Origin of the sequence: Larkinella sp. C7, from assembly GCF_006149005.1 — a bacterium.
GTDB lineage: Bacteria > Bacteroidota > Bacteroidia > Cytophagales > Spirosomataceae > Larkinella.
Map to the genome: position 1 here is coordinate 308,562 of NZ_VBSL01000003.1, position 19,240 is coordinate 327,801.

General features: G+C 53.3%; 15 protein-coding genes. 8 read left to right on the forward strand and 7 right to left on the reverse strand.

Features of this window, described 5'->3' with window-relative positions; genetic code table 11:
- The first annotated feature begins 1 nt into the window (after position 1).
- The 5 genes from FH871_RS09625 to FH871_RS09645 are packed head-to-tail and all read left to right on the forward strand — an operon-like array spanning position 2 to position 4,892.
- Positions 2–523, forward strand: coding sequence for a Spy/CpxP family protein refolding chaperone (locus FH871_RS09625; protein WP_138991227.1), 522 nt, complete (start codon positions 2–4; stop codon positions 521–523).
- Between the two features lie 49 nt (positions 524–572).
- Positions 573–1,367 (forward strand): YHYH protein, encoded by a 795-nt coding sequence (locus FH871_RS09630; RefSeq protein ID WP_138991228.1) that lies wholly within the window; start codon positions 573–575, stop codon positions 1,365–1,367.
- The gene (locus FH871_RS09635; RefSeq protein ID WP_138991229.1) at positions 1,339–1,923 is read left to right on the forward strand and encodes a toxin-antitoxin system YwqK family antitoxin; all 585 of its coding nucleotides are present in this window, start codon (positions 1,339–1,341) and stop codon (positions 1,921–1,923) included. Before FH871_RS09630 ends, FH871_RS09635 begins: the two co-directional genes overlap by 29 nt.
- On the forward strand, positions 1,895–2,551 hold the full coding sequence (locus tag FH871_RS09640; protein ID WP_229317173.1) for an SCO family protein: 657 nt from the start codon (positions 1,895–1,897) through the stop codon (positions 2,549–2,551). Before FH871_RS09635 ends, FH871_RS09640 begins: the two co-directional genes overlap by 29 nt.
- Positions 2,552–2,609: 58 nt before the next feature.
- Positions 2,610–4,892 carry an FdhF/YdeP family oxidoreductase gene (locus FH871_RS09645; protein ID WP_138991231.1) on the forward strand — a complete coding sequence of 761 codons (2,283 nt, stop codon included), beginning with the start codon at positions 2,610–2,612 and terminating at the stop codon, positions 4,890–4,892.
- On the opposite strand, the gene FH871_RS09650 is transcribed toward FH871_RS09645, so the two are convergent.
- A complete protein-coding gene (locus FH871_RS09650) occupies positions 4,873–7,491 on the reverse strand; it encodes a PQQ-dependent sugar dehydrogenase (protein ID WP_138991232.1) in 2,619 nt (872 codons plus the stop codon). The two genes, FH871_RS09645 and FH871_RS09650, sit on opposite strands and share 20 nt — an antisense overlap.
- A 113-nt stretch (positions 7,492–7,604) precedes the next feature.
- On the opposite strand from FH871_RS09650, the gene FH871_RS09655 reads away from it, so the two are divergent.
- The 3 genes from FH871_RS09655 (at position 7,605) to FH871_RS09665 (ending at position 11,683) form a co-directional block, all read left to right on the forward strand.
- Entirely contained in the window at positions 7,605–8,291 is a 687-nt protein-coding gene (locus FH871_RS09655) for an SDR family NAD(P)-dependent oxidoreductase (RefSeq protein WP_138991233.1), read from the forward strand.
- A gap of 236 nt (positions 8,292–8,527) precedes the next feature.
- The gene (locus FH871_RS09660) at positions 8,528–11,098 is read left to right on the forward strand and encodes a glycoside hydrolase N-terminal domain-containing protein (protein ID WP_138991234.1); all 2,571 of its coding nucleotides are present in this window, start codon (positions 8,528–8,530) and stop codon (positions 11,096–11,098) included.
- Between the two features lie 147 nt (positions 11,099–11,245).
- Positions 11,246–11,683: a nuclear transport factor 2 family protein gene (locus FH871_RS09665; RefSeq protein ID WP_138991235.1), complete on the forward strand. Its 438-nt coding sequence runs from the start codon at positions 11,246–11,248 to the stop codon at positions 11,681–11,683.
- 104 nt (positions 11,684–11,787) lie between these two features.
- On the opposite strand, the gene FH871_RS09670 is transcribed toward FH871_RS09665, so the two are convergent.
- The 6 genes from FH871_RS09670 to FH871_RS09695 all read right to left on the reverse strand — a co-directional run bounded on the left by FH871_RS09670 (position 11,788) and on the right by FH871_RS09695 (position 19,154).
- A complete protein-coding gene (locus FH871_RS09670) occupies positions 11,788–12,267 on the reverse strand; it encodes a YdeI/OmpD-associated family protein (RefSeq protein ID WP_138991236.1) in 480 nt (159 codons plus the stop codon).
- Between the two features lie 90 nt (positions 12,268–12,357).
- Complete coding sequence (locus FH871_RS09675) at positions 12,358–13,104, reverse strand: SDR family oxidoreductase (RefSeq protein WP_138991237.1); 747 nt, start codon at positions 13,102–13,104, stop codon at positions 12,358–12,360.
- Between the two features lie 72 nt (positions 13,105–13,176).
- The gene (locus FH871_RS09680; RefSeq protein ID WP_138991238.1) at positions 13,177–13,788 is read right to left on the reverse strand and encodes a TetR/AcrR family transcriptional regulator; all 612 of its coding nucleotides are present in this window, start codon (positions 13,786–13,788) and stop codon (positions 13,177–13,179) included.
- Between the two features lie 138 nt (positions 13,789–13,926).
- On the reverse strand, positions 13,927–15,171 hold the full coding sequence (locus FH871_RS09685; RefSeq protein WP_138991239.1) for a hypothetical protein: 1,245 nt from the start codon (positions 15,169–15,171) through the stop codon (positions 13,927–13,929).
- 310 nt (positions 15,172–15,481) lie between these two features.
- Entirely contained in the window at positions 15,482–18,379 is a 2,898-nt protein-coding gene (locus FH871_RS09690; RefSeq protein WP_138991240.1) for a pitrilysin family protein, read from the reverse strand.
- Between the two features lie 64 nt (positions 18,380–18,443).
- Positions 18,444–19,154, reverse strand: coding sequence for an SDR family NAD(P)-dependent oxidoreductase (locus FH871_RS09695; RefSeq protein WP_138991241.1), 711 nt, complete (start codon positions 19,152–19,154; stop codon positions 18,444–18,446).
- Between the last annotated feature and the right edge of the window lie 86 nt (positions 19,155–19,240).

Genomic DNA, 19,240 nt, shown 5'->3' on the forward strand with positions numbered 1-19,240 from the left:
GATGGAGCGGACAAAATTGCTGACTTTTGCAGTTGCCGGACTGATCCTGCTCAATCTGGCAACCATTGGCTTTCTGGTGTTTAGTCCGGGCGGAGGTCCGCATTCCGGTCGGCCAAACGGCCCCCAGGGTCGGGAAGAACCCGCCAGAATCATCATCGCACGGCTTCGTCTCGACCCGAATCAGCAACAGGCTTACCAAAAACTGATCGAAGAGCACCGGAAACAGGTAAACAGGCTGACTGAACAGATGAAACAACTGCACCAGCGGTATTACGGTCTGTTGGCGGCCACAACCTCCGACTCGGCCCGGCAAACGGTTTTGAGCCAACAAATTGCCGACAACCAGAAAGCACAGGCGGAATTAAATTTCCGGCATTTTGAGCAAATCAAAGCCTTGTGTCGCCCCGATCAGCAAGCCGATTTTCGGGCGTTGGCAGACGACCTGGCAGGTTTGTTCGGTCGGCATCAACCACCCCGGCCGGGTGTCGGAGGGCCGCCAGAAAATTTTCCGCACAGGCCGTAGGAATTCCGTTGGTGGCATCGTCTAACGGTAAAATTAACCACCAACCACCATGAATCGACTCCTGTTCTGCGCTTTTTTCTCGGCCCTGGGCCTTACCCTTTCCGCCTGCCATAATCGTGAAGACGAAGCGTCGCCTTCTACGGGCACAACAACCGGCACCAGCAGCACGACGACCACCGTTGGCGCGGGCGTTCCGGAGGTGTATAAAAAAATCTATGGAGCCACCAGCATCACGACTGACGGAACGTATGTAACCATCAAAACGACCGGAACACCCGACCACAAAAGTGTTTATTATGCCACCACGAACAGTTTGTACGAAACGTTTTCGGGCAAAACCTTCGGCGATAACACGTTTTCCAAAAACCCCAACTCCATTGCGACGCAGAATTTTACGTTTAAGATACCGCTGAATCCGAAAGTGGCATCCACGCATTCGGCCACCAACCTGGGGGCTATCGGTGTTTCGCTCAATGGGGTTCCTTTTTTTAACCAATACGCCGGTCCCAACCAGCCGCTCTCCGGCGAAATTGTCTCTTTCGATCAGTGGTGGGGCCACCCGGCTCCCACGAGCGAATACCACTACCACGTCGAACCGAAATACCTGACCACCGTGAAAGCCACCAAATCTTCCCTGCTGGGCTTTTTATTGGACGGTTTTCCGGTTTACGGACCGGAAGAGAATGGCGCTTTGGTTGCCAGTTCGTCGCTGGATGCGTATCACGGCCACACGCACGCAACGGCTGATTATCCCAACGGTATTTACCATTACCACATCACGGCGTCGGACCCATACATCAACGGAAGTGGCTATTATGGCACGGCGGGTACATTTTCCAAATAAAATTCTGGCACTTCTGGCCCTGCTGGTCGCATGTTCCGACTCAAACGAGTCGGAACAGATGCCGGTCGTTAACGCTGCGGACGTAAAAATTCAGGCACAAAATGGCGTGGCTTTCGCCGACAACCGACCGTTTACCGGCATCGTCTACACCTTGTGGCAGAACAAAAAAGACACGGCGGAAATTGTCGGTTTCCGGAATGGCGTCGAACACGGCGAATGGAAACGGTTTTATGAGTCCGGGAAATTGATGGAAAGACGGTTTTTCAGGAACGGAAAAAAAAACGGGGACTATGTTGCCTGGTGGCCCAACGGCCGTAAGAAACTGGACTACCATTTTGAAAATGGCGAATACCACGGGGTTTGTAAAGAATGGTCGGAGTCGGGATTGCTCCTGAAAGAAATGACGTATAAACAGGGTTACGAAGAGGGGCGTCAAAAAGCGTTTTATGATAACGGTAAGGTAAAAGCCAATTACATCATCAGCGAAGGAAGAAGGTATGGGTTACTCGGAACAAAAAACTGCGTCAATGTGGCCGACAGCGTATTTAAGAACTAGCTTCTGGCTGTTTCTGGCAGTCTGTTTTGGCTGTAACCCGCCGGAAACCAACCCCGGATTACCGTATTACAACACCCCGGATTTTACACCCGTCTTTCTGGAATCGGCAGGCAGTGTGGCTGAAAAAATCCCCCATACCATCGCCGACTTTTCATTCAAAGATCAAAACGGCGTGACCATCAGCCAGAAGGATATTGAAGGTAAAATTCACGTCGCCGATTTTTTCTTTACTTCCTGCGGAGTCATCTGCCCTAAGATGACCAAACACCTGAAGATGGTCGAAAAGGCGTTCCCGAATGACCAAAACCTGGTTTTGCTTTCCTACAGCGTGACGCCCTGGATCGATACGGTTGCACGGTTGAAAAAATACAGCGAAGCCAACCGGATTCAATCGAAAACCTGGCATTTGCTGACGGGCCGAAAATCCGAGATTTACCAACTAGCGCGGCAATCCTACTTTGCCGAAGAAGAATTGGGGTTCAGCAAAGACAGTACCCAATTTCTGCACACCGAACATTTTTTACTGGTCGATAAACAAAAACGCATCCGCGGCATTTATAATGGGACACTTGAACTAGAGATGCAGCAACTTATTGCTGACATAAAGACTTTGCAGCAGGAGCGTTGAAGGAAAGTTTCACCGGAATCGTACTTTTGTTTTCACGCTACCGCAAAGAAAGCCCGTTATGAAACTTGCTCCTGATACCTTAACCGATCTGAAAATTACCAAACCGAAGGATACGGCCGCCGGGCTGACCGCTGTAACCGAATCTTTTCGACACGTTTTTCGCCAGACGGAACTGGTGCGCGGCTGGAAAGCGCTGTATCAGCTCAATCAGAAAGACGGCTACGATTGCCCGAGTTGCGCCTGGCCCGATCCCGACGATGACCGTTCATCCATTGCGGAGTATTGCGAAAGTGGTGCCAAAGCCGTTGCCGACGAAATAATGACGAAGCACACAGCCTCGCCGGTTCTGTTTCAGCGGTATTCGGTGGCGGACTTGCTGCAAAAGGATGATTTCTGGCTCGGACAGCAGGGGCGGTTGACGCAGCCGCTGGTGATTCGGAAAGGGCAGACGCACTACGAACCCATCGCCTGGAACGATGCCTTTCAACTCATTGCCGACCACCTCAATGCGCTCGATTCGCCGGACGAAGCGGTTTTTTATACCTCGGGCCGAACCAGCAACGAAGCGGCTTTCCTGTACCAGTTGTTTGTCCGGCAATATGGCACCAACAACATGCCGGATTGCTCCAACATGTGTCACGAATCGACCTCCGTCGCACTGGCCGAAACCCTCGGGCTGGGCAAAGCGTCGATTGTCTACGAAGACCTGGAAAAAGCGGAAGTGATCATGATCATGGGCCAGAATCCCGGCACCAACGCCCCCCGCATGTTGACGCCCCTCGAACAGGCCAAGCGCAACGGGGCCACGATCATCGCCGTCAATCCGCTGGTGGAAACCGGTTTGCTGGCCTTCCAGTTTCCGCAAAGTGTTCGGGACATGGTGTTGGGTGGACAGAAACTGACCGACCTGTATCTGCAAATCCGGATCAACTCGGACCTGGCTTTTCTGAAAGCCATCTGTAAACTGCTGCTGGAAGAGGAGAAGAAAACACCGGGTAAAGTCATTGATCACGCTTTTATTGAGGAATATACGGCAGATTATCAGGCTTTTATCAGCAGTCTGGCGCACTATGAACTGAGCGAACTGGTGGGCCAAACCGGGTTGTCGCTGGCGGAGATTCAGCAGACGGTCGATATTCTCAAACACAAAAAGAAGATCATCATTTGCTGGGCGATGGGGTTGACGCAGCACCGCAATTCCGTTCAGACCATCAACGAAGTGATCAACGTGCTGTTGCTTAAGGGAAGCATTGGCATTGAAGGCGGGGGAGCGGCTCCCATTCGCGGACACAGCAATGTGCAGGGCGACCGGACGATGGGCATCTGGGAGCGACCGAAACCGGAGTTTCTGGACAAACTGAAAACCGTCTTTGGCTTTGAACCCCCGCGCGAACACGGTTTTAGCGTAGTCGAAGCCGTGAAAGCCATGCACGAGGGAGACGCCAAAGTGTTTTTCGGGATGGGTGGCAATTTTCTGATGGCGGTTTCCGATACGAACTACACCGCCGAGGCCCTGCAACGCTGCCGACTCACCGTTCAGGTGTCTACCAAGCTAAACCGCAGCCACTTGGTTCATGGCGAAACGGCCCTGATCCTGCCGTGTCTGGCGCGTTCCGACCGGGATGCGCAGGCTTCGGGTGATCAGTTTGTGACGACCGAAGCCACCACCGGCGTGGTTCAACAGTCGCATGGCACCCTGGAACCGGTTTCGAAGCACTTAAAAAGTGAACCGGCGATTGTGGCGGAACTGGCCAGGGCGGTTTTCCGGAATCGCCCGAACACCGTCGATTGGGACCAATTGATTGCCAATTATGATTACATCCGCGACCTGATCGAAAAAGTCGTTCCCGGTTTTGACAACTACAACGAGCGTGTCCGGAAACCGGGCGGTTTTTACCTGCCCAACGGCCCCCGCGAACGGAAATTTCCAACCAAAGATGGCAAGGCGCACTTCTCGATCAATGTCCCCAGCCAAATCGCCTTGCAACCCGACGAACTGCTGTTGATGACGATTCGCAGCCACGACCAGTTCAACACGACGGTGTATGGCCGGGATGACCGCTACCGGGGCATTCACAACGAACGGCGGGTGGTGTTCATGCACGTCGACGACATCGCAAACCGGGGCTTGAAACCGCAGCAGGTGGTGAATCTGCAAAGCCGGTATGACGGAAAAATCCGTACCGCCGAGCGGTTTATCGTGGTTCCCTACAACATTCCGCGCGGCTGTACGGCGGCTTATTTCCCGGAAACCAACGTGCTGCTGCCCATCGATCAGTTTGCCGAAGGAAGCCTGACACCCACGTCGAAGTCGATTGTGATTACGGTGCATCCTTCCTGAACCGAACCGCTTTCACTTCCATCAAGTCAACGACGGTCAGACGGTTACGGAAAACAATGTAGACATCGTGTTCACCCGTCACCGGTTTGATGGGCAGGGTTTTCTCGACCCATTCCCTCCGCTTTCCGGTGGCGGGTGCATCCATTTCACCCACCAGTTCACCGGCAGGGCTGTCGAGCCGGATTTCGATGCTGGTGCCTTTGGTTTCGGTCGCGAGCGTGAAGTCGATGGCGTAAATGCCGGTTAAATCGAACTGGCGCATCATCACCCAGCCCGCTTTATGAATGTCGTACATAATGTCACTGCGCTGAAGTTCATAATGGGCATCAAAATCCTGGGCCGTCAGCACGGGTGGGCGCAGCACCACCGTCGACTGGCGGGTCAGCGGGCGGGCGGTTTTATGGCCTTTGTCGGTGTAGGTGGCCGTCAGCACATACGTTCCCTGGGCGGCCGGATCGGTAGCAAATTTGCCCTCCGCCGGGACTTTTTTCTCGGTCTTTTTGTCTGACAACGACAGGATATATCGCACCATTTCTGACGTTACCTCATCCGAAAGCTGCGGATGGGCGCTCATGTTGGTTGGCCCCCATACGCCGGAACCGCCTTTCAGAATCTTTTTACTGAGTTGCTCAATGAGCGCCGGATCGGTTTTTTTGGGCTGGTACTTCACCGCAATTTCCCGAAAACTCGGCCCGACGGATTTGTCGTTCAACGCGTGGCAGGCTTTGCAGTCGTTCTCCTCGATCCAGGTGTAGCCGCGTTGGTTGGGCAATTTTAGTTCCCCTTTTTCCGAAAGCGAAACGGTTTTTCGGGTGGGCAAATACGTCAGTTTTACCTGAATCCGGGCCGGATCGACGCGGCCATCTTCCGCGTCTTCCACCTTCGTCCGGTACGAAACCGCCGGACCATACAGCCGCCCCGGTTCGGCCAGTTCAATGGTTACTTTGGGCGGATTGTTGCCCGCACTCACCACGGTTTCGGTTTCCGAACGCAGCCCCACCCGGTCGCTGACCACCAGTTTGACGCGGTAGTTGCCCGGTTTCCGAAATGTATAGGAAAGGTCGGCGGATGTCTGGCTGAGCGGTTTTCCGTTGATGAACCAGCGGTAGGCGAGTTGGTCGTCTTTGTCGTAGTCCAGCGAGTTTTTGGCCGAAAACCGAACCGGCAACGGTACGGCCCCGGCCTCGGTTGTTTTCTCCAGCTTTGCCACCGGCGGACGGTTGCCGGCAATGTATTCAATCCGGACCAGGCGCGAATCGCTGTTTCCACCCCACAAGGCCCCAAATTCGATGAGGTAGATGGCGCCATCCGGTCCGAATCGCATGGCAATCGGCTTGCGAAAAGCTGTGGAAGGCATGAACGATTCGATGGCTTTCAGGTTTTTCTGGTCATCGAACGACACGGTTTTCATCCAGTTCCGCATCCATTCGCCCAGAAACAGCTTGCGGTCAAAATAGGCCGGGAATTTGATGGGGGAGGGGTTCTTGGGATCAAAATAGTAAATCGGTCCGGCCACGAGCGTTCGTCCGCCGGAGCCTAATTCCGGGTGTTCGGTCGACACGTCGTAAGGATACGCCAGAAAAGCCGGTTGCGCCGGTGGCAAATCCCGCAAACCGGTGTTGTTCACCGAGGTGTTGATCGGATGTTGCGGATCGAACTGAAACAGGACGGAATCTTTCGTGAAATCCACCTTGGCATACGGTTCGTTGTTGCCGATAAACAACGGCCAGCCGTGGTTACCGGCTTTGCGGGCCTGATTCAGTTCGTCGTAGCCCCGGGGTCCGCGCGACTCAGTGTCGCTGGCATCGGGGCCGATTTCGCTCCAGTATACAAAATCCGTGTCCTGATCGACGGTCACTTTAAACGGATTCCGGCAGCCCATGACGTAAATTTCGGGCCTTGTCAGTGTGTCTTTGGAATCGGCAAACAGATTGCCTTTCGGAATGGTGTAGGTGCCATCGGGTTCAGGATGAATCCGGAGAATCTTCCCGCGTAAATCGTGCGTATTGCCCGCCGAACGCTGGGCATCGAAGAGTTCCCGGCCGGGCCGTTCGTCGAGCGGGGCAAAATTGGTGCCGAACGGATTGGTGTTGTCGCCGGTGGTAATGTACAGGTTTCCGTGTTGATCGAACGTCATGCCTCCGCCCGAGTGGCAGCATTCCCACGAATCGGGAACTTCCAGCATCATCTTCTCCGAACTCAGATCGAGCGAATCTCCCCGGAGCGTGAAGCGCGACAGCACGTTGACGTTCTTGCGGGTTTTCGGGGCATAGTACAAATACAGGTGCCGGTTTTGCATAAATCCCGGATCGAGGGCAATGGATTGCAGCGTAGCTTCCGACGGTTGCGGGTCGATTTTTCCAAGCAGTTTGTTTTTTTTGGTGGCAACCCGGTGAACATACAGCTCACCACGATGGCCGATGTAGTACACATCGCCATTCGGGGCAATGTCCAGTTCGATCAGGTCGCGGAGGTTGCCGGTGAGTTCCACTTTCCGAAACCGGTGTTCGTCGGGTGCTTCGGTCGGGCGGTCCTGCCGAAAAGCAACCGAGAGTACACCAACCAGGATCAGTGGCAAAAAAAGACGGACTATTTTCATAGCGTGTTTAGGGACGACTCATTTATTCAAATGTAATTCAATCCGGTTTTGTTTTGGAATAGGCCCGTTCCATTCCTTACATTTGATTTTTAGCCTGATCAACATAACACCCTATGTCAACCGTATTATTGACCGGAGGAGCCGGTGGTCTGGGCCGCTCCATTACCCAACAGTTGCTAAACAGTGGCCATACCGTTATTGCCACCCTCGAACCGGGCGGACACACGCTCGACGCGCAGCCCAATCTGGTGACGCACGAACTGGACCTGACCGACGAAGCGGGTTGTCGGGCTCTGGTTCAGAAGGTGGTGGCCGAACACGGTGGCATCGATGCGGCCATCCTGCTGGTGGGCGGTTTTGCGATGGGGTCGATCACGGACACCGATTTTGCCGCCATCGATCACCTGTTCCGGCTGAATTTTCAGACAACCTACCAGGTGGCCCGCCCGGTTTTTGAGCAGATGAGCCAGCAGGCGCAGGGCGGACGGTTTGTGCTGATTGGTGCCCGCCCGGCCCTGGTTCCGTCGGCCGGGAAGAGTATGGTGGCCTATGCCCTCTCGAAATCGCTGGTTATCCAGTTGTCCGAAATCCTCAATGCCGCCGGCAAAGACAAGAATATTATCTCGACGGTTCTGGTGCCGAGTACCATCGACACGCCGACCAACCGCAAAGCCATGCCCAATGCCGATCCGGCCAATTGGGTAAAACCTGAAGACATTGCCGAACTGATTGATTTTGTGACCTTTGGCGCCGGAAAGATGTTGCGCGAATCGGTTTTGAAAGTGTACAACAAGGCCTAGAGAAACCGAAAAAGCTACCCGAAGCACCGACCGGGCTTCCTGTTTCCAACGATAAATGGTCCCGGCTAAGGGTTTTCAGCGAGGAAATGCAATTTTATTGAATAACGCATTGATAGTCAGTGCTTGTTTGTGTTATGAGAACGGACGTGCTTCCACACTTCCATTGGTAATCGCTTGAAACGGCTGTAAAGTCCGGTTCGTGTCGTAATTTGCAGCTTTCATTCGCTTTCAAACACATGTTCTTTTTCATTCTTTTTTTTAGAAGACTGTATTCCCTAATCAATCGAAGATTTATCTGGACTGGTTTACTGTGGCTGATTATTCATGCCGTATTTGCCCAGAATCCGCCGGCAATCTGGTATCGTCAGCCCGCCCGCAACTGGAACGAAGCCCTGCCGGTGGGCAACGGTCGGCTGGGGGCGATGGTTTTTGGCCGCGCCGGTGACGAACTGATTCAGTTGAACGAATCGTCGCTCTGGTCGGGCGGGCCGGTCAACCGCAATCCCAATCCCGGTGTTGCCAAGTATTTACCCGAAATTCGGGAAGCCCTTTTCCGGGAAGATTATGAAGCCGCTGCCAAACTGACGCAGCACATGCAGGGGCTCTATACGGAAGCCTACCAACCGCTGGGTGATCTGTTACTGAAACAGGATTTTTCGGGACAACCTACGGATTACTACCGCGATCTGAATATAAAAAATGCCACGACAACCACCCGGTTTCGGGTAAATGGTGTCAATTATACCCGCGAAATCTTCGTCTCCGCGCCCGATCAGGTCGTGGTTGTGCGCCTGACGGCGGATAAGAAAGGAGCCCTGACGCTAACGGCAGCCGCCCGAAGTCCGCATCCGGTTACGAAATCAGCACAGGGGCGCGACGAACTGGTTATTCGCGGAAAAGCCCCCGCCCACGCGGATCCGAATTACGTCAACTACAATCCGAAACCGGTTATTTACGGCGATTCTGCAGGCTGCAAAGGCATGCGTTTCGACTGGCGGGTGAAAGTTCGCTCGACGGATGGCACGGTTTCGACCGATACGGCGGGTATTCGCATTCAAAATGCGACGGAAGCGGTTTTGCTGCTGACGGCGGCTACCAGTTTCAACGGTTTTGACAAATGCCCCGATCGGGAAGGGCGGGATGAAAAACAACTGGCGGACGGCTACCTGAAAAAAGCACTCACCAAAACCGTTGATGCGCTTCGGAAGGCTCATTTGGTTGATTATCAACGGTATTTTAACCGCACCAGTTTTACGCTGGAAACCGCATCGGCGGTTAATCTGCCGATGGACGAACGGCTGAAGCGGTATGCCGAAGGCGGTGCCGACCCGGAACTGGAAACGCTGTATTTTCAATTCGGGCGGTATTTACTCATTTCCAGTTCCCGCCCCGGCGGACCACCAGCCAACCTCCAGGGACTCTGGAATCCGATGGTTCGTCCACCCTGGAGCAGCAACTACACGACCAACATCAACGCCGAAATGAATTACTGGCCGGCGGAAATGGTCAACCTGTCGGAACTGCACACGCCCTTGCTGACCTGGATTGGTTACATGGCAAAAACCGGTCGTGAAACCACGAAGAACTTTTACAACGCCCGGGGCTGGACGGTTCACCACAATTCCGACATCTGGGGCGCGTCGAATCCCGTCGGCGACAAGGGCAAGGGCAGTCCGTCGTGGGCCAACTGGGCGGTGGGTGGTGCCTGGCTGAGCCAGCATCTTTACGACCATTACCTGTTTACCGGTGACAAAAAATACCTGCAAACCTATGCCTACCCACTGATGAAGGATGCGGCCCTGTTCTGCCTCGACTGGCTGGTGGCAGACCCGCAGGGACGTCTGGTAACGGCACCGTCCACATCGCCGGAAAACGTATTTATCACGGATAAAGGCGTCAAGCAATCCGTTTCCGTAGCCACCACGATGGACATGGGGTTAATTTGGGATGTGTTTTCGAACGTCATTCAGGCTTCGTCGCAACTGGGAATTGATGCGGATTTTCGGAAAACATTGTCCGATAAAAAAAGTAAAATGTTTCCGTTGCAGATCGGAAAAAGCGGCAATTTGCAGGAGTGGTACAAAGACTGGCAGGACGAAGATCCGCAGCACCGCCACGTTTCGCACCTGTATGCACTGCATCCGGGTCGCGAAATTTCTCCGCTGACCACGCCCCAGTTTGCCGATGCGGCCCGCAAAACCCTCGAAATCCGGGGCGATGGCGGAACGGGCTGGAGCAAGTCCTGGAAAATCAACTTCTGGGCGCGGCTGCACGACGGCAACCATGCCTACAAACTCCTGCGCGAACTGCTGAAACTGACGGGCGTCGAAGGCACCGATTACGCCAAAGGGGGCGGCACGTATCCCAACCTGTTTTGTGCGCACCCGCCGTTCCAGATCGACGGGAATTTTGGCGGCACATCGGGCATTGGTGAAATGCTGGTGCAGAGCCACGACGGTTTGCTCAACCTGCTGCCCGCCCGACCCGATGCCTGGGCCACTGGCGAGGTGAAAGGAATGAAGACGCGGGGCGGTTATGAACTCGATATGAGCTGGAAAAACGGCAAATTGACGCGCGTGGCCGTTCGCTCGGCGCTGGGTGGCAACTGCCGGCTGCGGGTAACGAGTGCGCTGAAGAGCGATGGGAAAACCCGGCTTCAAACCGCCAAAGGCACCAATCCGAATGCGTTTTTTCAGCAGCCGGAAAACCGTTACCAAACGACCAAACCCGAAACCCCCGCCAACGGCGTCTATCTCTACGACCTGGCGACGGAACCGGGGAAAGAATATGTTTTGCTGGGTGTATAAGACAAGAGCGTCAGGAAGTGAGAACAGACACCGGAGATTGGTCACCCGTTTTCCGTCTCAGATTTCCTGTCTCACTTCTTTACTCTTTTGTCTCACTTCTTTATTCTATTGTCTTATTCCTAACGAGTTACCCTTACTTTTACTACCATGAAAACCCTGAAATGCCTGCTTGTATTGTTGTTGCTAACCGGCAACCTGATGGCCACCGAGCCCGGTAAAAAAGACGAGAAACAGGCCGTCGAGCAAGCCGTTGAGAAGCTGCGGAAAGGCATTATCGATGCCGATCAGGCCACGCTCGAATCCCTCGTCACCGATCAACTGACGTACGGACACTCCAATGGATTGCTGGAAGACAAAACCGCCTTTGTCAAAGCCCTGGTGAGCAAAGAGTCTGATTTTGTGACGATTGACCTGGCCGATCAGAGCATTTCCATCGTGGATAACACCGCCTGGGTCCGGCACAAACTGTCGGGAACGACCAACAACAAGGGCGTGGCCGGAACGGTCAAACTCTCGGTTTTGCTGGTTTGGGTCAAGCAGAAAGGCGACTGGAAATTGCTGGCCCGACAGGCGGTTAAGATTTAAGTTTACGGTTTACCGTATTCGGTTTAAAGCTTACGGTGTGGTTCCCCGCCGGGACTGATGCACCGTAAACTTTAAATCGAATACGGTAAACCGAATACCGCCTTTCACTTCTCCGAGAACTTTTGCTTCCTCAGCAACCGGTTGATGGTTTCGGCCAGGCGGTCAATTTTGGTTTCTTCGCTTTTGGCCGAATCGATCCAGTCAATGTATGCTTTTTGCTCGGCTTTCGTGTAGCTTAAAAACGTTTGATGGGCGGCTGGTTCGTCTTCCAGGCAGAGCAGCAGGTCTTTTGGTGTATCGACCGGAGCCTGAGCGGGATACAACACCACCTCCACCCAATCGCCCGCTTTCTTCCCGATCTGCTTCCTGATTTCGGCCTTCACTGCCAGGAACAACTGGCCATTGCCCATCGGCATCAGGCTGTAGTTTTGGATCGCGTAGCCGTCGATCGTGCCGTTCACCTTTACCCAGTTGAAATACGCTTTTTTATCCGGTTTCACATCGGGCAGGGCGGCATACGTCCAGCCCCCTTTCCCCTGAAATTTTTCCAACAGATACGAGCCATTGACCAACGGTTTTTCCATAGCAGTAAGGCGGCCGATTCAACGCCATTGCCCAAAGATAGGCATAAAAAAAGGCGCTGAATAGCCTGCGAAGGCTGGAAAAATCTGCTTTTATCGACCGGTATTCAACGCCAGAAAGGCTTCTTCGGGTGAGGAGAGGAAGAGTTTGTAGAGCGTTGCGGTGTTGCCGACATGGATTTCGTAGGTGTCTGTTTCCAGGGCCGTCAGCAGGTCCTGGGCTACGACCGTGGGTGAGATGCCGTTGATGCCGCCAATTTCCTGCGAGAAATCGGTATTGACCAATGGCGGCATCAATTCAAACACTTTGATGGCCGTATCTTTCGCCAGCGTATACCGCATCGCTTGTGTGTAGGCGTGCAAGGCAGCTTTGCTGGCCGAGTAAGTGGCTGTGGTGTGGCCGGGAACAAAAGCGACAATGGACGAGACATTGACCAGCGCGGCCTCGCTTTGTTTTTTCAGGAGTGGCAATAGCTTTTCCGTCAGGCTGATGATGGAAAGGTAGTTCGTCGTCATTTCCTCCCCGGCTTTGTCGCTCGCCTGAATGCCATCTTCGGACAAAGAATAATAGAATGCCCGGCCGGCGTTGTTGATGACCAGATTCAGGGTTGGGAAATCTTTGTTCAAGCGTTTCACCAACTGATCGACATCCGCCGGATTGCTGACGTCGGAGACGATGGCCGTGGTGTTGTCCAGTTGCGCTGCGGCCTGTTGCAGTCGTTCGGCATTCCGGCCGGTGATGATGACCTGATTGCCACGTTGAGCGAATAATTTGGCGATTTCAAAACCGATCCCGGCACTGCCGCCCGTAATTAAAACCGTGTTGTTCTGCGTTTTCATGGTTGTAAAATAGACTGTGAATTGATTGGATAACTGATATATACCGATCGGTATATATGGACTCAAAAAAAATTAAGGTGATGATTTTATTTCGATGTCGGCCACCATTTTCCGGGCGGTTTCCAGCACCGTATCCAGATAAAACGGATTTTGGGTCGTCCGGGCGATGAAAATACCGCCCTGAATGAGCGCAACCAGCGTAACGGCCACTTTTTCGGCATCCGTATCCGCCTGAAACTCGGTTGCCTGAATGCCCATTTGAACGATGGAAGCCAGTTCGGTCTGCGTTTCGATCAGTTCTTCCGCTACGCGTTGCCGTAGGGGTTCGTGCGTATCATCGGCTTCAACGCCCGCATTCAGCAGCGGACAACCGCCTTCCGGAAATTGCTGAATTTCTTCCCGACTGAACAGATCGATAAAGGCCAGCAGCTTTTCTTTCGGACGAACAGCCCGGCTGAGTCGGGCCCGAACCAGCTTGTTCCGGCGGGCGGCATTGAAATTGAAAACCGCCAGGGCAACATCTTCTTTGTTCTCGAAATTTCCGTAAATGCTGCCCTTCGTCAGCCGCGTAGCCGAGGTCAGATCCGATAGCGACGTGCCTGCATACCCCTTCTTGTTGAAAATACCGGCGGCAGTTTCAATGATGAATTGGCGGGTGGCTTCCGATCGCGGGGTAAATTTCATGCTGCAAATATACCGATCGGTATATAAAGTGCAAACTATTTCTGATTTTTTTTCAGGCACCGCTCATTCGGGCTGAGTGAGCGGTGCCTGATTTCGAACCGCTGATGAGACAGGTCGTGATGAATACGGGGCAATACGCTATTTAAACCCAAACAAAACCGGAAACAGGAAGGTAACAATAATGGTCCACAGGGCGTAAACGGGCAGGTAGAAGGCGGTGGCTTTTCCGACGCTGGCTATCGTTGTCTTCCTGGAAAGGACCCTGAAAAGTTGCGTGGTTACCAGCAGAAGATGGATTAAAATTAAAACATTACTGCCCAGCACGGCGGTCCGGTTGGGCGTGATGCCCCATTCTGAAATCCGGAACAGGATGGCCGATAACGCAATGCCATTTACCACGATTGTGATGGCCGATAGCAGGAAAAGTATCCAGATTTCCAACTGGCTTTTTGTGGTTTTCGATGTTTCTGCGACGGAAAAAAAGATGATGGCCATAACGCCAACCAATAACGCATTGAACAGCAGTAAAAACTCCCGGTCGTTGTAGGGATCTTTGCCGGAATAAACGATGGCTACGAGATAAATAACCAGCATGACAACGACCAGCGGACTGAATATTTTAGCGATCACCGGTGAAACTTTACCGACTAATTGCGGATTGGTCTGGGTGAGATACGTGCCTATGATGGGAGCCGCAGAAAGCCCGAAAATGCCGAAGTAATCGAAATAAAGTTTTTCAATCTCAAAACCGATCAATTTGAAAAGGCCGATGGTTAAACCGGTCATGATGCCACCGGCGATCAGGATGAGGGTGGTCATGACGATCAGGTCGCCGTTGTACCTCAAATAGTTAAGCCGTTTCTCGTCGGCAGTACCCGTCTCTCCGACAAAGGCAAAACCGAGTAGTGACCATAGAAATAAAACAACGTGAATACACGCTAAATCCAGGGTGTCGCTTCTTTTAACGTCGGGTAGAAAATTGATAAAAAGTATAGCTACGAGGATTGAGATCGCTATAAAAATAAGCTTACCCATCGATAATTTATTCTTCCAGGCAAAGTAGGCCGCCAGGACCGGAAAAATGATAAAACCGATGTTTCGGGTGTAAAAATATTCTTCATCGATGGATAAAAGTACCGGTAACTTGGCGATGCCACCGGCCACAAGAGAAGCGACAAAGACAACCATCAGGTCTTTCCGCGACCCCCAGGAAATGTCTTCACTCGCGAAATTGATTCGTTCGTTCCAGAAGGTAAGCAGGGTGTTGTCTTTTAGTTCGGGATAGAGCGCTTTGAATGCGCGCTTAAACGTTGGTTTGTCGGCTCTATACAATCTCTCAAGCTGTCCGGGGTTGTCGAGATTTGATAGAATTTCATCTTTCATGACACAGTAGTTTAAAATGAATACGATTTGTTTCTCCGCTTTTAAAAAAGGTTGACCATAGCCCTTCCGAACATTGCCGCACTGGATGAGTGTATCTCAGCAGTATTCCGAACAGCATCTAATTGTTGTTTTTACTAAAAGTACTTTGTGATCCAAAGTTAAAAACAAATTGGTAACATGCAAGAGCAGCACCAATTAATAGTTGCGGTTTTTATACCGGGCGTTCTGAATCAACCCAAGCAATCGCTATTTACGCCAAAAGCCACTCCCCGGAGTGGCTTTTGGCGTAATTGTATTTTCAATTCCGGATTTATTTCTTCGGATTGGTCGACGACGCACCACCCAGCGCGGCTGGTGTGGTTGTGCCTTCGGCCACGGCCGGATTCCCTTCCTTGTCAAGTTCAACAATTTCGTAGCCCAATCGCTGTAAACCCGGTTTGACGGCCGATTTGTCGCCCACGACCGTGATGATCAGGTTGTTGACAGGCAGGCGTTTTTTGGCGATGGCGTCGATTTCTTTCTTCGTCATTTTTTGCAGAATCTGACTCTGCTGCTCCACGAAGTTGCCCGGCAGATCGTAGTCGATGATCTGGTTCAGGAAAAGCGCCTTCTGGAACGAGGTTTCGTACCGCAGGGCGTCCCGCTGGCCGACCGAACTTTTCAGGAAGGCCAGTTCGTCTTCCGTAATCCCGGTTTTGCCGTAGTTTGTCAGTTCCTTGACAAATTCGACCACCGAGCTATCCGTAGCGGCTGCTTTCACCCCGGCCTGAGCCGTGAAAGGGCCGGGCGTTTTGGTGCTGCCGAACGACGAGCGGGCACCATACGTCCAGCCTTTGTCTTCGCGCAGGTTCATGTTGATCCGGCTGTTGAACGCACCGCCGAGGATGTAGTTGGCCAGTCCGGCTTTGTAATACTCGCCCGTGGCATCGTATGGCAAATCCGTCAAATAACCGATCCGGATTTCCGATTGAGCGGCTTTGTCTTTGTCAATCAGGTAGATACGGGTTTTGTCGATTTTTTTGGCAACGGGCGCTTTGGGTAAAACGACCGGTTTGGCAGCCCATTTTTTCAGAAAGTCGAGCTTCGGCAGAATGGTGGTTTTTTCGACGTCACCCACGATGACGAGGTTTGTGACGGAGGGCGAGAAGTTCTGCTGATAGAACGCTTTCACGTCGTCCAGCGAAATATTTTCAACGGTTTTGATCGTCCCGCTGGTCGGAATCGCCCGGATGTTGTCCGCGCCGTAGAGCAGGCGGCTGTAGGCTTTGTTGGCAATCACCACCGGCTGCGTACTCTGGTTCGAGATCAGTTCGAGCTGTTGTTTTTTCAGCCGGACAAAGTCTTCCGTGGCAAACTTGGGGCGGAACATTTTTTCTTCCACCAGCGCCAGCGTCGCGTCCAGGTTTTTGGTCAGCGACGAAACCGACACCTGAATTTCTTCCGTGCTGGCGTAAATCTGGATGCTGCTGCCCAGTTTTTCGAGCTTCGCGTTGATTTCTTCGTTGCTGAAATTCTGCGTCGCTTCGTTCATCAATGCCGCCGTAAGCTGGGCAATCCCGGCTTTGGAAGGGTCTTTGGCCGACAGCGTGTGACCGCCTTTTACCGAAAACAGCAGGGTAACCGTCGGAATTTCGTCGTTTTTAGTCCCGATCATTTTCAGGCCGTTCGGCAGTTTGTCGGACCAGAACGGCGGCACTTTCAGGGTTGGGCTGGCACCGGCAGCCGGTTTTTTGCTGCGGTCGAACGAGTCTTTCGCCTTGACGTATTTCAGGCCGTCGTAGCCGTAATCCGGGGCCTTGTAGCCTTCCGTCGCAATCGTGTAGTTGTCGGGATGCGCTACAATCTCCTTTTTATCTTTGGGATAAACCGTCAGAATAACGGCATTTTTGCCCTTGATATACTGGTTGTAGACCCGCATGATGTCGGCTTTCGTGAGGGCCTGATAGCGTTTCAGTTCGGTCGGCAGGTAATTGGGCGATCCGGTAAAGGTCTGGAAAGAGGCCAGTTGCGAAACTTTGCCGGAAACACTGGACAGATAATCAATAATTTCGGCTTCGCGGGTGGCTTTAAACTGGGCGAGGTCGTCGTCGGTGACCCCACGGGCTTCGAATTCGGCCAACGATTTCCGGACGATCGTTTCCGCGCTGTCCAGCCGGACGTTCGGGAAAGGCAGCACCGTAAACGTAAACTCACCGGCTAACTCATTGGCCGGGTGGCCGACGTTGGCCTGAACCGCTTTTTCGGTTTTGACCAGGTTTTTGTAGAACAGCGAACTTTTGCCACCGCCCAGAATCTGAGCCAGCGCGTCCAGGGGTGCTTCGTCCGGATGGAAACGCGCCACGGTCGGATACGTAATCCGCAGCATCGGGAACCGGATGTTGTCTTCGTAGGATACATAGCGGTCTTTATCGACCACCACCGGCGGCACAATGGTTTTGGTCACTTCCGGGCCTTTCGGAATGCTGCCGAAATACTTCTCCGTCAGTTGCACCACCTGTTTGGGGTCCACATCGCCACCGATGGTCAAAACCGCATTGTTGGGGCCGTACCAGCGCAGGAAGAAGTTCTTCAGGTCATTGACATTCACCCGGTTCAGGTCTTCGATGTAACCGATGGTGAGCCAGGAATACGGGTGGCCGTAGGGATACAGGTTCTTGGCGGTATACTCATAGGACAAACCGTACGGGCGGTTGTCATAATTCTGACCGCGTTCGTTCTTCACGGTCGCCCGTTGGATTTCGAATTTTTTCTGGGTCACGGCATCCAGCAGAAAGCCCATCCGGTCGGCTTCGAGCCAGAGCGCGCGCTCCAACTGGTTGCTGGGGACGGTTTCGAAATAGTTGGTGCGGTCGCCGTTGGTGGTCCCGTTCAGGGTGCCGCCGGCTTCGGTCACGAGCTTAAAATGCTCATCATCGGCCACGTGGTCGGAGCCCTGAAACATCATGTGCTCGAAAAAGTGGGCAAACCCCGACTTGCCGATTTCTTCCCGCGCCGACCCGACGTGGTAAGTAACATCGACGTGGACAATCGGATCGGAATGGTCTTCGTGAATGACCAGCGTCAATCCGTTGGGTAACACGTACTTCTGGTACGGAATAATCAGTTCGCCCTCTTTGCGGGTGACGGTTTCCACGAGTTTCGTCTGTGACCAGGCCAGGTGGGTCAGCATCAGGCCAAGAAGCCCGATGCCATAGCGTAATTTTCTCATTTGTATAGGCTGATGAAATCTATACAAATTAACTGGAATAAGCGCAGGATTGAAAGCGGTTTGCTTATTTGAGCGTACTCATTCCGCCATCGACGCCCAGAATCTGCCCCGTGACCCAGCCGGACTCCTCCGACAGCAGAAATGTGACCATACCGGCGATGTCGGCCGAGGTGCCGATGCGACCCAGCGGATGCCGTTTGCCAGCCGCTTCGAGCCGGTTGGGCGAGACCAGCCCGGCGGCTTGTGCCAGGGGCGTATCGGTGAGGGAGGGGGCCACGGTGTTGAACCGGATGTGGTGCGGAGCATATTCGGCCGCCAGGGATTTCGTCAGGCCTTCAACCGCCGACTTCGACACGCTGACCGACGAGTGCAGCCCGAAGCCGAGTTGGGCCGCTACCGTGCTGAACAGCACCACACTGGCCGACTTGGACTGAAGCAGCGCGGGCATGACGGTTTTCAGGATGGCAATGGCTCCCAGCACGTTCAGCGCGAAATCTTCCTGGAAGTGATCGAGGGTCAGTCGGCCAAACGGGGCCAGCCGGATAGAGCCGGGCGCATACACCAGCCCGTGTAGGGTGTCGGGTAAACCACTCAGGTCGGACTCACCGGGTTGGGTGGCGTCCCAGGTCAGGTGGGTAGATTGAATGCCTTCGGGTTGTCGCCGACCGGCCGTAAAAACCGTGGCCCCTGCCGCCTGAACCCGTTGGGCGGTTGCCTGACCAATGCCGGACGATGCGCCGACAATCAGGATGTTTTTTCCTTCGAAGTTGTTCATGAGGGGCCAACACGATGTTGAGCCTTGTGGTTAGAAAAAAGTTGAAAGAAAGGGGAGAGGAAAGCGCTGAAGGCATAAAAAACAAA